Genomic DNA, 18,578 nt, shown 5'->3' on the forward strand with positions numbered 1-18,578 from the left:
CTCCGCCATCACGAACGCCCCTCTCGCAGGCTGGCGAACGTCTCGGCCAACCCGAAGAGAGGTTGGAAGCCCGTTGCCTCGGCAAACCGCTCGCCAGAAAGCGTCACCGGGAACTTCAAATAATCCAGGGCACCGGGCGGCCAGGGCACGACACCCGCGCCGAAGAGCATCCGGATCGCCGGACGGAAGAGCGGCTCCAGGATCGGGGTCGCTCGGCCCCCGGTCTCACGAATCGCCGTGTGAAGCGGCACCTGCCCCGGCCCCACGACATTGAAGACGCCCTGCAGGCCCTGCTCGAGGGCCTGGGCGATCGCTTCGGTCATGTCGGCCTCATGCATGAACTGCATCATGGGATCGAAACCGAGAACGGTCGGCACGCGCTCACGTCGCAGGAAGTTGGCGATCGTCGCGCTCACATTCGCACCGAGCACGTTGACCGGCCGCAACACCGCGGTGCGAATATGCGGGTACTTCCACAAGAAAGCGCTGGCGAGGCTATCGACCTCTACCAGGTCGCGAATTTCGGGATAGCTGCGGCTGGCGGAGAGCGGTTGCTCCTCATCCAGGTAGAAGGGATTTTCCGGAAAGGCGCCGTAGACGTAGCCGCTCGAGACGACCACGACCTTCTGAACCCCGTATTCGATGCTGTGATCGAGCAGCTGCTTCGTGCCACGGACGTTCACATCATGGCGGCGTTTCGGGTCCCCCTTGAAGTGGCGGATCATGCCCAGATGGACGATTGCATCCGGGCGCTCGGTCCGAATCACGTCCTCGAATTTGCGTTTGCGCAGATCGAGGCTGTAGACCGAGACTTCGTCAGGAGCTCCCCGCCAGGGAGCCCAATCCACGCCGCAGACCTTGAAGTTGGCCATCAAACGACTGGCCAACAGCCGTCCCTGGCCACCGGCGATGCCGGTGATGAGGACTTTTTCCATAGGGGTCCCGAGGGGTTGCGGCCACGAGGGTATCGAGATGATGAGGGCCCCACTACCCCTGCCGCTTCGAACCGGTATCCTGCGCGGCGGCAAAACTCCGGGGCGCGGGGCCCCAGATTGCCTCCCCCGCGCAGCGCACGCCTGCAAGCAGCACCCCGGGGGACAGGAGGGCACCGATTGGCCCTGGCCGAAGCGCAATATCAAGACATCGAGATTCCGCTTTCAGAACCGGTCCACGGTCTGGAATCGGTGAAGGGTGTGCTCGGCGTTCCCGAGTGGTGGCCTACGGGCTCGCGAATCAGTGTCGTCCTCGCCCAGGGCCAGGCCGGGGATGACCCGTTGATCGAGGGCCTCCAGCGCTCCCTGACCGAGCGAAAATATCTGACCCTGCGCTTCTGTTTCCCGTACCAGCAGGCCGGCAAGAAGAAGCCCGATGATCCGCGCATCCTGCAGCGCACCTTTCATTCAGCCGTGAACCTGCTCGGCCGGGATCCGACCGCGGCTCCGGCGCATGTCTTCATCGGCGGCAAGAACGTCGGCGCCATGGCCGCAGCCCACGCGGCGACCGCCCGGTTGCGAATCGAAGGCATCTTCTTCCTGGGCTTCCCCCTCCACAAGCAGGACAAACCGCAAGACCTCCAGGCCGACCGTCTATGGCGGGTGATCAACCCGATGCTCTTCCTGCAGGGCAACAAGGACCGCCACTGCGACCTTCCGTCGCTGCGAACCACACTCGGACGGGTCGGCGCGCCGGTGCAACTGCATGTGATCGACGAAGCCGACCACGCGCTCAAGGTCGCGAAGAAATCCGGCCGCACGGCGGAAGAAGTGGAGGCCGAGGTCTTCGCAACGCTGGAAGCCTGGCTCCTCAAGACGCTCGGCGACGCCGCGTAGCCAACGTGGGCTGGCATAGCCTCGAACCGGCGTCCAAGCTTCGAGAAGGCGAGATCAAGACCTTTCGGATGGGTGGGCGCTACCTGGCCATCGGACGCACCGCCGATGGCTACTTCGCAATGGACGATCTCTGCCCCCATGCGGGCGGCAGCCTGGGTGAAGGCATGCTCGATGACGAATGCGTGCTCTGCCCCATCCACGGTTACGCCTATCATGTGCGCACGGGCGAGGGCTTCGACGATGGCAACGAGGTCCAGGTCTATCAGGTCGAGCTCCAGGGCGAACTGCTGCGGGTGAATCTTCACGACGAGGAGTGAGAAGACAATGTTCATCGCGATGAATCGGTTTCGCATCGCTCTCGGGAGCGAGGAAGTCTTCGAGGAGCTGTGGCGCAGTCGGGATTCGTACCTGGAAGAGGTGCCGGGCTTTCGCACCTTCCAGCTGCTGAAGGGGCCGGCGGACGACGAGGCCGTCCTCTACGCCTCCCACACCGTCTGGGAGAGCCAGGAGGCCTTTTCGGCCTGGACCGAATCCGAGCATTTCCGGAAGGCCCACGCCCGGGGCCGGGCGCCCCAGGGCACCTACCTCGGCCCTCCCCAGTTCGAGGGCTTCGAGGTCGTGCTCTAGCAGGTTGCGGAAGAACCCCTCCCGTCGCCTGCTTGGCCTTCGTGGGCGATGATCCCTGGGTGGATGCTCGCTGCCTGGTTCACCCGCTCCTGCTGCTCGCTCTGATGCTGACGCCCGCCGCCGGCCCCTCTCCCGTGCGGGCCGCCGGCCCGCCGATCGCGAAGGCCCCGCACCCTTTCCTGGAGATCGATGCGCCGGCCCTCGCCGAGGACACGACCGACGATCCGCTCTTCGAGGTGCGAGGCCATGGCGGCAGCCGGCGCGGCGATGGCCACGACGTCGTCATCGCCCTCGACGTTTCTGAGAGCACCTTGCTCGATTCCGGCCTCGAGCTCGACGGCGACGGCCCCTCGGGCAGGACGGACCCCGCACTCATCGAGTGGCTCATCGAGCAGACAGGCGAAACGCCGCTCGTGCAGCGATTGCGCGACGAGCAGGATTTCGAGGACACGGTCCTCGCCGCCGAACTCGAGGCAGCCCGTGCGCTGGCTTCCCGTCTCGATCCGGCGCGCTTCCGCGTCGGCGTCGTCACCTTCGCCGAAGAGGCCCGGGTGGTCGCACCGCTCGGCGCCACACGCAATGAGTTGGCCCGCGCCTTGACCGACGTTCCCCGCGATCTGTTCTGGGAATCCGCGGGCACGAACTATCAGGCCGCCGTCGAGAAGGCCCACGACCTCCTGCGCCCTCCTCTGGGCCTTCCGGACGATCGACTGCGTTCGATCGTGTTCCTGTCGGACGGCGCACCGACGCGCCCTCTGCTCGGAAATCGAGCCGAGCGCTACGCCCTTGAAGCGGCCGTGGCAGCCGGCCGAGATGAGATCCGCCTGTTCGCATTCGCAATCGGCCCCGAGGCCGAGAGTGGCCTGGAGGTGCTCGCCCGCATGACCGGGTGGACGTCTGGCCGGCTCGAGACCGTCACCCGCCCGGGGCTCATCGTGAACCGCCTGCGCCAGCTCGACCTCGTGGGCCTCGCGCACCTGGAGGTCGTCAACGTGACGACCGGTGAAGCGGCCCGGGCCTTGCGCGTGTTTCCCGACGGCAGCTTCGATGCCTTCGTCGAGCTGAAACCAGGCACGAACGAGCTGCGCTTCCTGGCCCGGGACCGGGACGACGAGGAGCATGAGATCGTGCGCCGCGTGGAGTATCGACCCGGCGCGACGCCTTCGGAAACGCCACCGGCCGTGGCGAGCGGCCCGCCCGGCGCCGAGGCCACGAACCTCGAGAAGCTGCGGACTCGAACCGCAGAGATCGAGGCGCTCGCGGAGATGGAGGCTCGCCGCCAACACGCGAAGGAGCTCCAGATTCGTGCGGAAGAGCGATCGCAACGCTGATGGTGCACCCTCATCGACCAGGAGACAGCGTGAGCCCTTCAAGCGACCTCTACTTTCATCAGATGCCCGCCGGCGAGATGGCCAACCTGGTCTACCTGGTGGGGAGCCGTGAGACCCGGGAGTGTCTCCTCGTCGATCCCGCCTGGAATGTCGGCGGACTCCTCGACCAGGCGGCGGCCGACGACATGAACGTGGTTGGCGCACTCGTGACGCACTACCACCAGGATCACGTCGGCGGTTCCATCTTCGGTATGGAGATCGAGGGGCTCGCGGAGCTGATGGCGCGCCAGCCGGTGCCGGTGCACGTCAACAAGCAGGAAGCCGACGGGTTGCGGCAGGTGACCGGCATCTCAGAGAACGACATCGTGCGCCATGAGGGCGGCGATACGATCGAGCTCGGCTCGATGACCATCCGCCTCTTGCACACTCCCGGCCATACACCCGGCTCGCAGTGTTTCCTGGTCGAACCCGCGGATGGACCCGGCAGCCTGGTGTCTGGCGACACCCTCTTCCTTGGCAGCTGTGGCCGCGTCGATCTGCCGGGAGGCGACCCGACAGCGCTGTATGACAGCCTTCACAACCAGCTGGGCAAGCTGCCGGACGAGACGCTTCTCTACCCGGGCCACCTCTATTCCACCGAGCCGTCCTCCACGATGGCCGAGCAGAAACGCACGAATCCCTACCTGCGTGTGACGCGGCTCGAGGACTTTCTCGGTTTCATGGGTCACTAGTCTTCGTCTCGCGGCTGTAAGCCCTCGGATCTGGGGCACTTTCCCCCGCCGCGGTTGTTGAAAAGCGCCCCCCACTCCGTTACCGTCCGCCCTCGCTCGAAGCCCCCTCCCCCGTTGGGACCGGAGCGCCTCGGGCCCCCTTTGACCGTAACCCGGAGGCTGTGTCCCCATGAAGATCCTGGTCTGCCTGAAGCAGGTGCCGCACCAGGATGCCCGTCTCGATATCGATGGCGCGGGCACCTGGATCAAAGAAGATGGCATCAAGTTCGAGATCAACAGCTACGACACGTTCGCCCTCGAGGAAGCGCTGCGCATCAAGGATGCAGGCGAAGCCGAGGTGGTGGTGGTGTCGATCGGTCCCGATCGTGTGACCCAGGCCCTGCGCACGGCGCTCGGCATGGGCGCCGACCGCGCCGTCCACGTGAAGGACGCGGAGATCGACGGTTCCGATGCCCTTGGTATTGCCAAGGTGCTGGCCGCCGTGGCCAAGGAAGAGAGCCCGGATCTCGTCCTGATGGGCCTGATGTCCGACGACGGCAACGCGTCGGCTGTGCCGCCGATGCTCGCCGAGCTGATGGGCGTACCGAGCGCCACCGCCGTCATGAAGGCCGAGCCCGAGGGTGACGGCTACCGCTGCGAGCGTGAGCTCGAGGGCGGCGCCCTCGAGGTGGTTGACCTCGCCAAGCCCTGCTTGATCGCGGTGCAGTCTGGCCTGAACCAGGTCCGCTACGCCTCACTCAAGGGCATCATGGCCGCGAAGAAGAAGCCCCTGGATACGAAGGGCGCGGGCGATCTCGGCCTTTCGGGCACCGTGGGTGCAGCTGGCGCCAAGGCGCAGATCGAGAAGATCTACGCACCGGTGCGCGGCGAAGGCGCAGAGATCATCGAAGGCTCGACCGACGAGGTGGTGACCCAGCTCGTTGGCAAGATCAAGGAGCTGGGCCTCCTCTAAGGGGAGCCTGCACAAGGAGAACACCGATGGGCAACATCCTCATCGTCACGGAAATCAAGGACGGCGTGATCCGCGAAGCCAGCTACGAGCTGGCCGCCTTCGCCCAGAAGCTCGGCGGCGACGTCAAGAGCCTGGTCATTGGCAGTGGCATCGCCGGCGAGGCCGAGAGCTTCGCCAAGAAGGGCGGCGGCACGGTCTATGTGGCCGACGACGCCTCGCTCGCCAACTACAACGTCGAGGGCTACGCCGCAGCCATTCGCGCCGCGGTCGATGCCTCGGGTGCCGATGTGGTGCTCATCTCCAACACACCGAGTGGTTGGGATGTGGCTCCGCGCATCGCCGCGGGCCTGGACATCGCATTCGTCTCGGATGTCTTCGATTTCCAGGACGGCGCCTACATTCGCCGCGTCTTCAACGGCAAACTCGATGCCCGGATCGCCGTGCCTGGAGACAAGGCCGTCGTGACGATCCAGCCGGGCGCCTTGCCGGCCTTCGAAGGTTCCAGCGACGGTGGAACCGAGAGCCTCTCGGTCGACACCTCCGGTGCGCGTTCGAAGTTCGTCGAAACCAAGGTCGCCGCATCCAAGGGCGTCGATCTTTCGGCAGCCGAGGTCATCATCTCGGGTGGCCGCGGCGTGGGAGATCCGGAGAAGTTCAAGGAGGTCATCCAGCCCCTGGCCGACGTTCTGGGCGGCGCCATGGGCGCCTCGCGCCCGGTGGTCGATGCCGGCTGGCTGCCCCACGAGTACCAGGTCGGCTCGTCAGGTCAGGTCGTGACGCCGAAGCTCTACGTCGCCGCCGGCATCTCCGGTGCCATCCAGCACCTGGTCGGCATGAAGGGCTCCAACTTCATCATCGCCATCAACAAGGACGCCGACGCGCCGATCTTCGAGGTCGCCCAGATCGGCGTCGTCGCCGATCTCTTCGACGTCATCCCCGCCCTGACGGCCGCCCTCCAGGAGGCCAAGGGCTAGACCCACTGCGAGGCGTTGACTTCGGGGACGGGGTTTACAATTGACTCATCGGAAGGGGGCTTTGCCCCCTTCCGATAAGTCAATTGTAAACCCCGTCCCCGAAGTCAACGCCGGTCAGTCGCCCCGGTAGTCGACGAAGATGGGCGAGGACCAGGCTCGCTCTTCGGTCTCGGCCAGGCAGTCATCGCTCCACGGGCGGTCCGAGCACGGCGACGTCGCAACGCAGCGCCCCGTCTCGTCGAATGTGCAGGCGAGCGGGTCCGCTTGTACGGCCCGACTCGGAGCTTCGATCGCGCGCACGTAGTAGACCGCATCACGCTCCGGGCCCGTGAAGTCCGGATCCGTGAAGGCCGCCTGACAGCCCGACGGATCGCCGCTGCATTGGATCACCCGCCACGGATCCTCGATCAGGGGCGTCACGTCTTCGCTCGGATTCTCCTGGGGAAGGATGCGGACGATCTCCAGACGGCTGATCGGACGACGCTCGTCCGAGGGGTGGTAGCACTCGCCCTGGCAGACGCGTTCGAGGCGCCCGGGGGCCATCGCCGCACCGGCGTCAGCCGGGCAGCCCGGCTTCTGCTCGAAGGAGCCGACCGCACGCACCTGGAAGATCGGCGGCTCTGCCAGCGCGACCTGCCCACCCATCGGAACCGGGCTGCCGTTCGGACCGTTCAACAGATCGAACCACAACAAGATGCGCGGGCCGCTGGTGCCATACACTTCCTTGCGTTGCATGGCATCCCAGATCTCTTCCCGGCTCCGCCCCTCCGAGTGGACCGCGGCAAGACCGCCTGTCATGAAGAACGAGGACTGACGTTCGGTCTCCCAGCTCGAGAAGACCGCCGTGGAAAACTCGGTGGCGGCGGGCTCCGAGTGGGCGACCGGCTCGCGATCCGGCGGCGCTCCGAGTGGAGTGTGCACGAAATTCCCGAACCGGGCCTCCGTCAGCTCGGCGCGGGAGAACTCCTTGTAGCCGGTGCCCGGCCGGCCCGAATGATTGTCACTCGAAGCGATGATGCCGAAACGGAAGCGATCGGCGTCGGCCTCAGCTTCCGGATCGGAGAGCGAGAGGATGTACTGGACCGAGCTCTTCGGCCGGTAGTTGAAGGACGGAATCTCGCAGTCGCGACATTGGCCGGCGTCCTGCCATTCCGTCGCCACCACGCCGGGAACGGTAGAGGCGCCTCCGTTGCGATCTGCATCGACCCAATGCTGGCGAGCCACCGCGGCGCGTTCCTGGCACTCCTCTTCCCCTGCACCCTCTGCTGCGCAGCGCGCCTGGATGATCTCACCGGCGCGCCAGCAAGAGGGAAGGTAGGAATCGGTCGGAGGAGGACAGGTCCGCGACCCGTCCGCTCCGAGGATCACTTCCCTGAACGGACGGTACTCCTCCGAGTTCCCATGCCCGCTCATCACCTCGATCAGACGCTGCGCCTCCGGATCGTGCATTCCCGCTACAAGCTGTTTGTCCCAGGCCGAGCCCGGCGGTGTGTAGTAACCCCAGGTCGTGCCGTGCGGGATGACGAGCGTGGCGAGGTTCCAATCGCGGAGCTTCTCGAACAACAACTTCGGCGTGGGCGCGATCTCCCTGCAGTTGGTGGGAAGATCGCGGACCGGAACGTCCGCTTCGCAGTCGACGAATCCCCCCGTCTCCAGGAGGTATTCGGCGAACTCCGGCCCGCCGGTCTTCCAGGCCGCGACACTGAGGAGGCCCAGTACGACCGGCGGTGGGGCCGTGATGCCCTCTTCAGCCGCTCCACCCGGAATACCAGCGCTGATCGGGCGGGTCGGGATCCGTTCGTCCTCGAGATCCCGGAGGATCACGTTCTTGTGGCCGTAGTGGCTATCGGGCGTCGTACCGACCTGGGTCCACTCCCAGCCGAGGAACGCCACCGTATCCGGATTCTCCGAATCCCCCGCAACGGCATTGCATTGGCGGACCGTGTCGACAGTCTCGGCCCAGCGGCGCGGGCCGAGCGTGACCGCATGGTCGTTGATCGACCAGAAATCCAGGCCGGCACAGTGGCGCGCAAAGTCGCAAGCATCGGCCACCGGGTAGGCGCCGTCTCCACCGGCCATCGGCAGGCTCATCTGAAATGCGTCGAACGAGAAGGTCGAGTGCACATGGAGATCGCCAAACAAGATCTGCTTCGAGCGAGCGACCCCAAGCTCGTGCGCAGCACTCTGCACGGCTTCCGCCCGCGCGGCCACGACGGCCGGAGCGATCTCTCGGGCTTCCGGTGTCCCACCAAGAGGCGCCGGCGTACCGGCGCCGGTGCCCGCGTAGTGGAGAAAGCCGAGCACCCCCGCCAGGAGAAGGCCGAGAATGACGAGAGAGCGGCGCAACATGGGGACTCCTTCAGGAAGACAATCCGACGCGTAGCGTAGGCCGCCTGGGCGGTCCTTCGCACGGGCGATACCTTCTCCGTCGATGACACCCACGGGCGAAGACTCGATTGGAGAGTTGGTCGACGGCATGCTCGGGCGCCCTCGGCTCGAGATCGCCAGCTCAGAGGCCGAGCTCTGGAACGAGGCGCTCGACGGACTCCGCACCCGACTTCGTGAGCAGGGCGCCCTGCCCGGCCTACCCACCCCGCGTCCACCGAAAGACCTGGACGACCCCTTCGGCCTCGACCCGGAAGCCATCGGACGCGCTCGCCCCTTCTTCGAGTTCCTGTATCGGCGCTGGTTCCGCGTGCGCAGCCAGGGCTTCGAGCACATCCCCCAGGACGGCGCCGTCATCCTGGTTGCGAACCACGGCGGCGTCCTCCCCTTCGACGCGGCCATGCTCATCATGGACGGCCTTCTGCAGACCGACCCGCCCCGGGTCTTACGCGCTCTGGTGGATCGCTTCGTCGAGCAGATCCCCGCTGTGCGCCCGTTCTACTCGGCGATGGGCCAGGTGATCGGCACGCGCGAGAATTTTCGTGCCCTGCTCGCCCGAGGCGATCGGGTCCTGATCTTCCCCGAGGGCGTGGCGGGCATCGGCAAGAGCTTCCGCTCTCGCTTCGAACTCGAGCGCTTCCACTCGGGTTTCGTCGAAGAGGCGCTCCTCGCGCAGGTACCGATCGTACCCGTGGCGATGCTCGGCCCCGAGAGCCAGGCCCCGGTGATCGCGAATCTCGAAACGCTGGCGGGGCAACTCGGGCTGCCAAGCCTCCCGATTACGCCCACCTTCCCATTGTTCGGGCCGCTCGGGCTCCTCCCGCTTCCTGTCAGCTACCGCATCGCCTACGGCCCGCCGATCGCCCCGGAGGAACTCCTCGCGGAGCCACCGGAACGGTCCGCCGTGGAGATCCGCCAGCGGGTCATGGGCATGCTCCAGGGCCTTCGCCGGAGCTAGCTGCGGGGCGATCAGCGGCTACCCTCTCGCGCCCGAATTCCCTGGAGATCCAAAGGCTTATGGCCGTCGACACCTCGAACTTCAAGAACGGTCTCAAGATCGAAATGGACGGTGAGCCGTTCGTGATGACCTATTTCCAACACGTGAAACCCGGCAAGGGCGGTGCATTCGTGCGCACCAAGATGAAGAACCTGCGCACAGGCCGCGTACTCGACAAGACCTTCCGCTCGGGGGAGAAGGTGGCCGAGGCCGACATCGATGAGCGCCACATGCAGTACCTCTACCAGGATGGCGAAGATCTCGTGTTCATGGACAACGAGAGCTACGACCAGATGTCGCTCTCGAAGGCGCAGGTTGGGGATGCGGTGAAGTTCCTGAAAGAGAACATCGAGATCGATGTGATCCTCTACAAGGGAACGCCCATCAACATCGAGCTTCCTGCCTTCATCCAAGCCGAAATCGCCACGACCGACCCGGGCGTGAAGGGCGACACGGCCTCTGGCGCCACCAAGCCCGCGACGCTCGAGACCGGCGCGGTGGTCCAGGTGCCGCTCTTCCTCAAGGAGGGCGAGGTCGTACGCGTGGACACCCGCACGGGCGAATACGTGGAGCGGGTGAACAAGTAGAGCCAGATGCGCGGCGACCAGCTCGCAAGGCAATGGCGTCTGATCCAGCGGTTGACCCGTAGCCACTACGGAATCGGCCTCGACGACCTGGCCAGCGATCTCGAGGTCACACGCCGCACGGTCTACCGCGATCTCGACGCCCTGATGTACGCGGGCTTCCCGGTCACCAGTGAGAAGCGGGACGGGCGCGTGTTCTACCGGCTGTACGAGACCTTCGAACTCGGCGACGCACCCTTTACGGCGGACGAAGTCCTCGCGTTGGCGTTCGGCGAAGACCTGCTCGGCATCCTCGAGGGCACGGTCTTCCATGATTCGATCCACTCGGCCATGGCCAAGGTGCGCGCGAGCCTCGGGCCGGAACTCACGGCCTTTCTGGAGCAGCTCCGCAGTTCCTTCCGCATCCAACCCGGCCCCCACAAGAAGTACGACGAGTTGCGAGACGTGATTCGCGTCTTCAACGAGGCCGTCCTCGATCACCGCTGCGTCGCGATGGAGTACCAGACCGGCCGCACTGGCGAGGTGAGCGTGCGGAATCTGGATCCCTACCGGGTCTGGTACAAGAACGGCGGCCTCTACGTGATCGGCCACGACCACAAGAGTGGTGAGGTGCGAACCTTCGCCGTGGATCGGGTTCGGGAGGCCAGCCTGACCGAAAGCCCCTTCGAAGTGCCGGAGGATTTCGACTTCGACGCCTACACGGGCTCCTCATTCGGCGTGGTCGCCGAGCCGCCCGAGCCGGTGCGCCTGCACTTCGAAAAGCGCTGGGCCCTGTATGTCCAGGAGCATGCCTGGCACCCAAGCCAGGAGATGACGGCCCGCGAAGACGGCAGCATCGAACTCCGTATGCAGGTCGGAACCGGGGAAGAGCTGACCCGCTGGGTCCTCTCCTTCGGCTCCGGCGTGCGCGTGCTCGAACCCACCTCGCTCGCCGAATCCGTTACCAGCGAACTCCGCGCCACCCTGGACCGCTACTAGACCCGACCCCGCCCGTTGCGTTCTTGCTTGATACCCCATAGGGGTATAAGGTATCCGTATGGATGACGACACTCGGACGGCGGTGGAACGGCGGCTCAAGCGGGTTGCGGGGCAGGTCGCGGGGATTCAGCGGATGATCGACGAGGAGCGCTACTGCGTCGATGTCCTGTTGCAGATCGCCGCGGTTCGGGCGGCCCTCGACCAGGCGGGGAAGCTCGTGCTTGGGAGTCATGTGGAGACCTGCGTGGCCCAGGCCTTCGCCAGCGGCAGCCCCGCGGAACGCAAGCGCAAGAAGGATGAGCTGCTGGACGTCTTCTCGAAATTCGGGCGGCTCGGGCGATGAGTTCCGGGGCCCCCGAATCTGGATGGGATTGGATCTGCCCGATGTGCCCGGGCGTTGGCGCAATGGAGCCGGGACCCTGCCTGCAATGCGGGATGGCCCTGGAGCCGGCCGATCCGACTGCAGATGTCGAGGACGACGGCGAGCTCCATGACATGCAGCGACGCCTGTGGGTCTGCGCGTTGCTCGCGGGCCCCCTGTTGATCTTGACGATGGGCGGCATGGGCCTCGGATGGGAGCCCTCTCCCTGGATCCAGCTGGCCCTGGCTGCGCCCGTGGTGCTCTGGGGTGGCGCGCCTTTTTTCGCCCGGGGGTGGGCCTCACTCCTGAACGGCCGGGGCAACATGTTCACCCTCGTCGCGCTCGGAACGGGCATCGCCTTCCTTTCCAGCCTCATCGCCACACTCTTTCCCGAGATCTTTCCTGCAACGTTCCGCGGGCCCGACGGGCACCCACCGGTCTACTTCGAGGGCGCGGCGGTCATCGTCACTCTCGTCCTGCTCGGGCAGGTCATCGAGCTGCGCGCCCGCCGTCGTACAGGCGACGCCCTGCGCTCACTCCTCGATCACGCCCCAGCTCGGGCCCTTCGAATCGGAGACGACGGGACGGAGGAAGACGTACCGATCTGCCACGTCCATGTCGGCGATCGGTTGCGTGTGCGCCCCGGCGAAGCCATCCCCGTCGATGGAACGGTGGTTTCCGGCACCAGCGCGGTCGATGAATCGATGGTCACAGGCGAGCCCATTCCGGTCGCCAAGGCGGAGGCCGACGAGCTCGTCGGGGGAACCTTGAACGGAACCGGTGCCCTCGTCATGGAGGCGCGTCGGGTCGGCTCCGAAACACTCCTCTCACGCATCGCGGCGCGGGTTGCGGAAGCCCAGCGCAGTCGGGCGCCGGCCCAGAACCTGGCAGATGCCGTGGCAGCTTGGTTCGTTCCCGCCGTCGTGCTCGCGGCGGCGCTCGCCCTGCTTGCCTGGCTTGCCGTCGGCCCGGAACCTCGCCTTGCCAACGGTGTGTTGGCCGCGGTGGCCGTCCTGATCGTCGCGTGCCCCTGCGCCCTCGGTCTTGCCACGCCGATGTCGATTACCGTCGCGATGGGACGCGGCGCCAGCGCCGGTGTTCTCTTCCGCCAGGCCGATGCGCTGGAATCGCTCGCCCAGGCCGACACCCTGGTCATCGACAAGACCGGAACGCTCACGGAAGGCCGGCCCCAACTGACGGATCTACTCGCCGTGCAAGGTCGCGACGAGACGGAACTCCTCCAGCTTGCCGCGAGCCTCGAACGCGGCAGTGAGCACCCGCTGGCCGATGCGATCGTCCGCGCCGCCAACGAACGGTCGCTTCGCCTGACCGAAGCCGAAGCCTTCGAGGCCCACGTGGGCCAGGGTGTATCGGCAAGAGTCGATGGACACGAGGTTGCCCTTGGCTCTGAGGCCTTTCTGGCCAGCCGGGGAATCTCGGTGAATCAGGATTCAGCGGAAGCCCTGAGAGCCGCGGGCCGCACGGTCGTCCACGTCGCCGTGGACGGGGCCCTGGCCGGTACGATCGCAGTCGCCGATCCGGTTCGCGGGCGGGCCAGTGAACTCGTCGCAGAGCTTCAGCAACGCGGCTTCCGCATCGTGATGGCTACCGGCGACACCCAGACAACGGCCCGAGCCATCGCTTCGGAACTCGGCATCGACGAGATCGCCGCCGGCCTTCTGCCCGGCGACAAGGCCGATCTGGTCGAGCGGTTGCAGGCGGAGGGGCGAATGGTTGCCTTTGCCGGCGACGGCATCAACGACGCCCCCGCTCTGGCGGTGGCCAATGTCGGCATCGCACTCGGCAGCGGAACCGATGTCGCGATGGAAACGGCCGATGTCACGCTCATCGGTGGCGACCTCGCCAGCTTGCCCCGGGCGATTCGGCTCGCGAAGGCCACCGCGCGGAACCTGCGCCAGAACCTGTTCCTGGCTTTCGGATACAACGGGCTGGCCATCCCCATCGCCGCCGGTGCGCTCTATCCGGCCTTCGGCTGGCTGCTATCCCCCATGCTTGCTGCCGGCGCGATGAGCCTCTCCTCGATCTCCGTGATCAGCAACGCCCTGCGTCTGCGTAGCGTTTCGATCGGCGGTTCCTGACCGGAAGCGACCATGATGGCGCCCGACACGGGAACACCGGGCACGAGTCTTCTTCGGCGTAGGGCAATGCTGAGAGGCGAAGATTTGCCGCGCTCCGAGTTGCACATTCGTGTTGCTGATGGCCGTTGTGCACTCCTGTTGCGTCACCCTCGGCTCAAGCCAGCGGCGCATCCGTCGAAACACCCTCATGCACCCGGGATGGCGCTCTCTCCGACAGGCCACTACGTCTGCTCTCATTCTGGGACTGAGCGCGTGCACGAGCCCGGCGCCGGCCCCGACTGCAGATCCTGCGATTGGCACTGAAGTCTATCGACGCGCGGCAGACGAGCGGGCCGACCGACTCCAACGAGAAGTCGAGAGGTTGCGAGACGACTTGCGTCGCGCTGAAGAAGCCCTGGTCTCGGTCGAGTCGGGCCTGCGCGGACGTCACGGCCGAGCCGATGCGGTTTCATCCCTGGCCCAGGCCCGGATCGAGGTCGAGCGCGCCGCGGAAGACGCCCCCTGGCGAGCGAGTGACATGGTCGAAGCCCGCTCCAAGCTCGAAGAGGCCGACCTGCAGATCCGTGAAGAGCGCTTCGGAGCGGCGATCTTCTTCGTGTATCGCGCCAGACGGATGGCGGAGCTGGTTTCCGAAGAAGCGCGCCAGGTCCGTGATGTCCCTGGCGCTCGGTTCGTCCGCGGCGCCCGCGTGAACCTCCGGGCAGGCCCATCGACCGATGACGACATCGTGACCGTCTTGTCCCCGGGAACCCCGGTCTTTCCGGCGAGGGAGGAAGAAGAGTGGGTGCTCGTCCGAACCTCACTCGGGCCGGTCGGCTGGATCCACGGCAGCCTGCTGCGCTAGGCGACCTCGGGCAGATCGCCTGCCGACACGACACAATCCCGTCCACCTTCCTTGGCTGCGTAGAGCGCACGGTCGGCCTGGGAGAACAAACGCGCAGAATCGCCGTCGAAGAGCGCGACACCGAACGAAGCGCTCACCTTTCGGTCATGGGCCGCAGGTTCGACGTCGAAAACGGTCTCAACGATGGCAAGACGCAGGCGTTCCGCCAGGGCCACGGCGCTGTCGAGCTCTGTAGCCGGCGCGAGAACCGCGAACTCTTCTCCGCCGTAGCGTGCCAGTAGATCCGAATCGCGCACGATCTCGGCCATCGCGTCGGCGACCTGGCGAAGGATCTGGTCGCCAGAAGCATGGCCCAGCTCGTCATTCCAGCATTTGAAGTGATCGATATCGGCCAGCACGAGGGCGAGCGGTGCGCCTGTGCGATCAGCCCGCCGAACCTCTTTCGCCAATTGGTCCTGGAAATACCTGTGGTTGTGCAGGCGCGTGAGCCCATCCGAGATCGAGAGCTGCTCCAACACCTCGTTGGCGCGCCGTAGCTCCTCGTTGTTGTCGGTGAGCGCGCGGTTCGCCTCTTCTACCTGCTGGCGACTCTCCTCCAGCTCTTCGGCTTTGGCAGCGAGACTCGTCGTCATTGCGCGGAAGGCACGGGTGAGGATCCCGACCTCATCCTGGCGGATCTCGGCGGGAAGCTCTGCGGGGTCGCCCCCTTCGGAGATATGCAGTGCTGCCTCGGAAAGCGCTTCGATCGGTCCGGTGATCGACATGACGATCCGAAATGCCGCGAGCGCAAGAACGATGACGACGGCCAGATCGATGGCAGCGATACGCCCGATGCTCTGGACGACTGGCGCGAACGCCTCGTCGTACGGGACCTCAAGCGCCAGGATCCAGCCGAAGCGACCGAAATCGGTGTGACTGCCTACGACGCGGACGCCCTCGAGGTCGATGTAATCCGAGACTTGCCGACCTTCGATCGGGGCGGGCAACAGGGTGCTTCGGGTGCGCCCGACCTCATCTCGATGGGTCGATGACACGATCCGATGAGAAAGATCGGCGACGTGCGCCCGCCAGGTGTCCGCGAGTTCGAGGCCACTCAACATATCATCCAGCTCGCTCATGCGAAGCAGCGCCAACAGGCTTCCAATCGGACGCTCCCGTTCACCAAGCAGCGGAACCGACAGCACCTGAACCCGGCGCCCATGGGTCCATCTCACCGGCGCCACGGCATCCCCGGCGCTCATGATCTCGACGAGCATCTCTTCCGGGAGGTTCTCCTCGTCGCCGACCCAGCGCGCCACCTCGCCGGATTCCGAGACCACGAAGAGCGCCCGGTACTGCGGAAAACTGCTCAGCACGTACCGGAGGTATTGGTCGATTTCCGCTTCAGCCCTGGCCGAAGCCCCTCCAGAAGCTTCGAGGCGCGGAACGTTCTGGCGCAGGATATCGCTCTTGGCGAACACCCCTACATCGAGCTCGCGTTGCTGATACCAGAGGTCGAGCTGGGAGCTCGCCGTGCGGAGCGTTTCTGGAAACGACTGCTCGATCTCGGCGCGCAGGAAGGAATCGATGGACTGCACGGAGATCGCCGTGACCGTGAGCGATGCGAACAGCGTCGCCGCCAACGCGAAGAGCGAGAGTTTGGCGGGAAGGCTGCGAGACGGGTGGAGCCAACGAGCCGCGGACAATGGATCCCCCCGGCCGCAAGGATTCGTGCCGTACGAAAGCGAGACCCGGCGGCCTCCATGGGGTATTTCGTCCCATTGGAGCCCGGCCTTTAGGGCTGATGAGGGCCTTCGGCCTGTCGCGGCGAAAGGAGGGCCGGGAAGAGGCCGGTTCACCAATAGACCCTCGATTCGAGGGCCTGCTGACGGATCGAGCCTACCGGCGCGTGTGCAGCGCCAGCAGGGCCAACCCTGCGAGCAGCGCCAGGCCGGGCTCGGGGACGACGAAGGTCCGGAACGCGACATTCCGGATGCCGACGCCCGCCTCATCCACCGCAAACCATGACCTGCCCGGTGCAACGGTACCCGGCGGGCCCAGCGGATCGACGCAGCCACCGGCGGACGGGCACTCGAAATACGCGTCACCGCCTGAATAGCCCGAAGCTCCGGCCACTGACAAGACGTCGTCATGCTCGGCGAAGAAGACCAGCATGTCGCCGACCTGCAGGGTAATGGCCAGGCCCGACACGTCGATCAGCGTCGTGCCCGTGGGCGTCGTATCAGGAAAGAAGACGCTGCCGAACCCGATTCCGGTCAGCACCGGGTTCGTGATCGGATCGAACGCCGGATTGAACGGCGCGACAACAAACTGGAAGCCCGTGTCCGGCACGACTTCCAATGTGATCTCGATGGACGCGAGCTGGCCATCCACACCGGCGGTGAAGACCTGCGCAAGGGTCGAATCGTTGTCGTCCCAGAGCGCGGAGCCCGGCGCACCGGTCGCATCCTGGTCGAGGATCGGCGCACCCATCGCGGGGGCCAGCCCCAATGTGAAAGCAAGCAGCGCAAGAACCGCCGTGCTTACAGCCCAACTTCCAACGCAACTCGTCCTGCGCAGCATGCTCGCCCCCAACAATCCCATCTGGAAGGTGAGTGGCTTGGCGGTCCGGTGTGTGTCACGAAACCCCCAATAGAGGCTCTAAGAGCCCGGTTCTGTGCGAAAAGTCACAAAACTGACCGCGCACGCGAGCGAATTCGGCGTCGTGTCTCCTTGACTCCCACGCGGTGATCTAGCTCGATCCGGAGCCTTCGAGGGCGGCCCGCAGAGCGGGGTCGGCGGCCTTGGCTTCCCTCAGACGATTCGTGCCGTACGCGATCGTGGGATGGGGATGCTCGAGGATCGCGGCGCGGTAGCTCGGGCGCGATTTGAGGCGCGCCCAGTAGGCCGCGCACTCCGGCCGCAGGTCTTCGCGCAGGTGGACGTGCTCGCAATCCACCTGCGCGAGTCGTTCAAAGATCACCGACCAGCTCACGTCCGCGAGGCTGTAGGCCTCGCCGAGGATCCACGGCCCGCCGCCGTCGCGCAGCTGCGCTTCGAGCGCGTCGAGATGCTCCCCCATCTGTCGGTGGCTGCGTCGGATGACTGCGACGACCGGGCGCAGCTTCGCCAGGCCCGCGAGCCCGCGAAGCTTCAGAACGAGGAAGACGACGGGCCGTCGACGATCGATATGGAAGAGCAGGCCTTCGAGGATCTTCCAGAATGCGATCCGGTCGATCATCGCAGCGAAGATCGGAACCGTGAGGCCGGGCACGGCGTTGCCCGCGCTCTCGTCCCCGTGCTCGAGCGGGTCGTCGGTGATCGACGACCGGTCGATCCAGCGCTGCATCTCGGCTGCGAGCGCGGGGTCGTCGGGGACGAGCCTCGGCGAATCCGGCGGCGCGTGGCCGGCCGCGTAGCGAATCTGCTCATGGGATTCGTAGATGGGGTGGCCTTCGTGGACGAGCACGGGCACCGTGCCCGCCGGGTTCACTGCGAGGAGCGCCGGCCGGATGTTCTCGTAGGCTCCGGTCTCGATCAGATCGATGTGTCGGCTGGCGTACTGGATACCAAGCTCGGCGAGGCATATGCGCGACTTCATCGAGCAGAGCGAGAGCGAGTTGTGATAGAGCTCGAATTCCTGCACATGAGGCAGGGTGATGTCGGCTCGGAGGCAGGCCGGAACCGGATGCGTCTTGCGACGCGACTTCTCCCAGAGCCACCACGCGAGTGCGGCTGCGACCGCCACGATTGCAATGGTCATGGGGTCTAGTCCCTTGTATCGACCAAAGGCGGAAGTGTTGTCATGCTAAGCACTGCGTCCCCCGCAGCCAATCGGTTCTCGCCGTGTCGCGGGCCGATTCATGGGGCCCGTATGTCGAAGAAGCGGTATCGGATTGACTTGACG

The 18,578-nt window shown here is 65.8% G+C and carries 18 protein-coding genes; 13 read left to right on the top strand and 5 right to left on the bottom strand.

The features are described from left to right. Positions 1–8 precede the first annotated feature (8 nt). Positions 9–935 carry an NAD-dependent epimerase/dehydratase family protein gene (locus GY937_07690; GenBank protein ID MCP5056598.1) on the bottom strand — a complete coding sequence of 309 codons (927 nt, stop codon included), beginning with the start codon at positions 933–935 and terminating at the stop codon, positions 9–11. A 177-nt stretch (positions 936–1,112) separates the two neighbouring features. Between GY937_07690 and GY937_07695 the strand changes: the two genes are divergently transcribed. The 7 genes from GY937_07695 to GY937_07725 all read left to right on the top strand — a co-directional run bounded on the left by GY937_07695 (position 1,113) and on the right by GY937_07725 (position 6,444). After that, positions 1,113–1,829 carry a hypothetical protein gene (locus GY937_07695; GenBank protein ID MCP5056599.1) on the top strand — a complete coding sequence of 239 codons (717 nt, stop codon included), beginning with the start codon at positions 1,113–1,115 and terminating at the stop codon, positions 1,827–1,829. A 5-nt stretch (positions 1,830–1,834) separates the two neighbouring features. Then, positions 1,835–2,146, top strand: a complete 312-nt coding sequence (locus GY937_07700) for a Rieske 2Fe-2S domain-containing protein (GenBank protein MCP5056600.1) — start codon at positions 1,835–1,837, stop codon at positions 2,144–2,146. A 7-nt stretch (positions 2,147–2,153) separates the two neighbouring features. After that, positions 2,154–2,456, top strand: coding sequence for an antibiotic biosynthesis monooxygenase (locus GY937_07705; protein MCP5056601.1), 303 nt, complete (start codon positions 2,154–2,156; stop codon positions 2,454–2,456). Between the two features lie 41 nt (positions 2,457–2,497). Then, positions 2,498–3,787: a VWA domain-containing protein gene (locus GY937_07710; protein MCP5056602.1), complete on the top strand. Its 1,290-nt coding sequence runs from the start codon at positions 2,498–2,500 to the stop codon at positions 3,785–3,787. Between the two features lie 29 nt (positions 3,788–3,816). Continuing rightward, positions 3,817–4,518 carry an MBL fold metallo-hydrolase gene (locus GY937_07715; GenBank protein MCP5056603.1) on the top strand — a complete coding sequence of 234 codons (702 nt, stop codon included), beginning with the start codon at positions 3,817–3,819 and terminating at the stop codon, positions 4,516–4,518. Positions 4,519–4,687: 169 nt separating this feature from the next. Further along, positions 4,688–5,470: an electron transfer flavoprotein subunit beta/FixA family protein gene (locus GY937_07720; GenBank protein MCP5056604.1), complete on the top strand. Its 783-nt coding sequence runs from the start codon at positions 4,688–4,690 to the stop codon at positions 5,468–5,470. A gap of 26 nt (positions 5,471–5,496) precedes the next feature. Then, positions 5,497–6,444, top strand: a complete 948-nt coding sequence (locus GY937_07725; GenBank protein MCP5056605.1) for an electron transfer flavoprotein subunit alpha/FixB family protein — start codon at positions 5,497–5,499, stop codon at positions 6,442–6,444. Between the two features lie 114 nt (positions 6,445–6,558). Here GY937_07725 and GY937_07730 read toward each other — a convergent pair whose 3' ends face one another. Beyond that, positions 6,559–8,793: a DUF3604 domain-containing protein gene (locus tag GY937_07730; GenBank protein MCP5056606.1), complete on the bottom strand. Its 2,235-nt coding sequence runs from the start codon at positions 8,791–8,793 to the stop codon at positions 6,559–6,561. 82 nt (positions 8,794–8,875) lie between these two features. Between GY937_07730 and GY937_07735 the strand changes: the two genes are divergently transcribed. The 6 genes from GY937_07735 to GY937_07760 all read left to right on the top strand — a co-directional run bounded on the left by GY937_07735 (position 8,876) and on the right by GY937_07760 (position 14,692). Further along, on the top strand, positions 8,876–9,787 hold the full coding sequence (locus tag GY937_07735) for an acyltransferase family protein (GenBank protein ID MCP5056607.1): 912 nt from the start codon (positions 8,876–8,878) through the stop codon (positions 9,785–9,787). Positions 9,788–9,846: 59 nt separating this feature from the next. Further along, positions 9,847–10,413: an elongation factor P gene (efp, locus tag GY937_07740; protein MCP5056608.1), complete on the top strand. Its 567-nt coding sequence runs from the start codon at positions 9,847–9,849 to the stop codon at positions 10,411–10,413. A gap of 6 nt (positions 10,414–10,419) precedes the next feature. Continuing rightward, entirely contained in the window at positions 10,420–11,388 is a 969-nt protein-coding gene (locus tag GY937_07745; GenBank protein MCP5056609.1) for a WYL domain-containing protein, read from the top strand. 58 nt (positions 11,389–11,446) lie between these two features. Then, positions 11,447–11,731: a metal-sensitive transcriptional regulator gene (locus tag GY937_07750; protein ID MCP5056610.1), complete on the top strand. Its 285-nt coding sequence runs from the start codon at positions 11,447–11,449 to the stop codon at positions 11,729–11,731. Between the two features lie 41 nt (positions 11,732–11,772). Further along, positions 11,773–13,848: a copper-translocating P-type ATPase gene (locus tag GY937_07755; GenBank protein ID MCP5056611.1), complete on the top strand. Its 2,076-nt coding sequence runs from the start codon at positions 11,773–11,775 to the stop codon at positions 13,846–13,848. Between the two features lie 373 nt (positions 13,849–14,221). After that, complete coding sequence (locus GY937_07760) at positions 14,222–14,692, top strand: SH3 domain-containing protein (GenBank protein MCP5056612.1); 471 nt, start codon at positions 14,222–14,224, stop codon at positions 14,690–14,692. Here the strand turns inward: GY937_07760 and GY937_07765 are convergent. From GY937_07765 to GY937_07775, 3 genes are all read right to left on the bottom strand, one after another. Next, complete coding sequence (locus GY937_07765) at positions 14,689–16,377, bottom strand: diguanylate cyclase (GenBank protein MCP5056613.1); 1,689 nt, start codon at positions 16,375–16,377, stop codon at positions 14,689–14,691. The genes GY937_07760 and GY937_07765 overlap by 4 nt on opposite strands. Positions 16,378–16,570: 193 nt before the next feature. Further along, the gene (locus tag GY937_07770; GenBank protein ID MCP5056614.1) at positions 16,571–17,254 is read right to left on the bottom strand and encodes a hypothetical protein; all 684 of its coding nucleotides are present in this window, start codon (positions 17,252–17,254) and stop codon (positions 16,571–16,573) included. 169 nt (positions 17,255–17,423) lie between these two features. Beyond that, positions 17,424–18,434 (bottom strand): glutathione S-transferase family protein, encoded by a 1,011-nt coding sequence (locus GY937_07775; protein MCP5056615.1) that lies wholly within the window; start codon positions 18,432–18,434, stop codon positions 17,424–17,426. Between the last annotated feature and the right edge of the window lie 144 nt (positions 18,435–18,578).

This window comes from bacterium (assembly GCA_024228115.1).
Classification (GTDB): Bacteria; Myxococcota_A; UBA9160; order UBA9160; family UBA6930.

Bases quoted from the DNA above. Each gene is read 5' to 3' on its own strand.
- GY937_07705 (MCP5056601.1), top strand. From the start codon at position 2,154: ATGTTCATCGCGATGAATCGGTTTCGCATCGCTCTCGGGAGCGAGGAA.
- GY937_07770 (MCP5056614.1), bottom strand. From the start codon at position 17,254: ATGCTGCGCAGGACGAGTTGCGTTGGAAGTTGGGCTGTAAGCACGGCG.
- GY937_07725 (MCP5056605.1), top strand. From the start codon at position 5,497: ATGGGCAACATCCTCATCGTCACGGAAATCAAGGACGGCGTGATCCGC.
- GY937_07735 (MCP5056607.1), top strand. From the start codon at position 8,876: ATGACACCCACGGGCGAAGACTCGATTGGAGAGTTGGTCGACGGCATG.
- efp (MCP5056608.1), top strand. From the start codon at position 9,847: ATGGCCGTCGACACCTCGAACTTCAAGAACGGTCTCAAGATCGAAATG.
- GY937_07755 (MCP5056611.1), top strand. From the start codon at position 11,773: ATGTGCCCGGGCGTTGGCGCAATGGAGCCGGGACCCTGCCTGCAATGC.
- GY937_07745 (MCP5056609.1), top strand. From the start codon at position 10,420: ATGCGCGGCGACCAGCTCGCAAGGCAATGGCGTCTGATCCAGCGGTTG.
- GY937_07775 (MCP5056615.1), bottom strand. From the start codon at position 18,434: ATGACCATTGCAATCGTGGCGGTCGCAGCCGCACTCGCGTGGTGGCTC.
- GY937_07750 (MCP5056610.1), top strand. From the start codon at position 11,447: ATGGATGACGACACTCGGACGGCGGTGGAACGGCGGCTCAAGCGGGTT.
- GY937_07720 (MCP5056604.1), top strand. From the start codon at position 4,688: ATGAAGATCCTGGTCTGCCTGAAGCAGGTGCCGCACCAGGATGCCCGT.
- GY937_07690 (MCP5056598.1), bottom strand. From the start codon at position 935: ATGGAAAAAGTCCTCATCACCGGCATCGCCGGTGGCCAGGGACGGCTG.
- GY937_07730 (MCP5056606.1), bottom strand. From the start codon at position 8,793: ATGTTGCGCCGCTCTCTCGTCATTCTCGGCCTTCTCCTGGCGGGGGTG.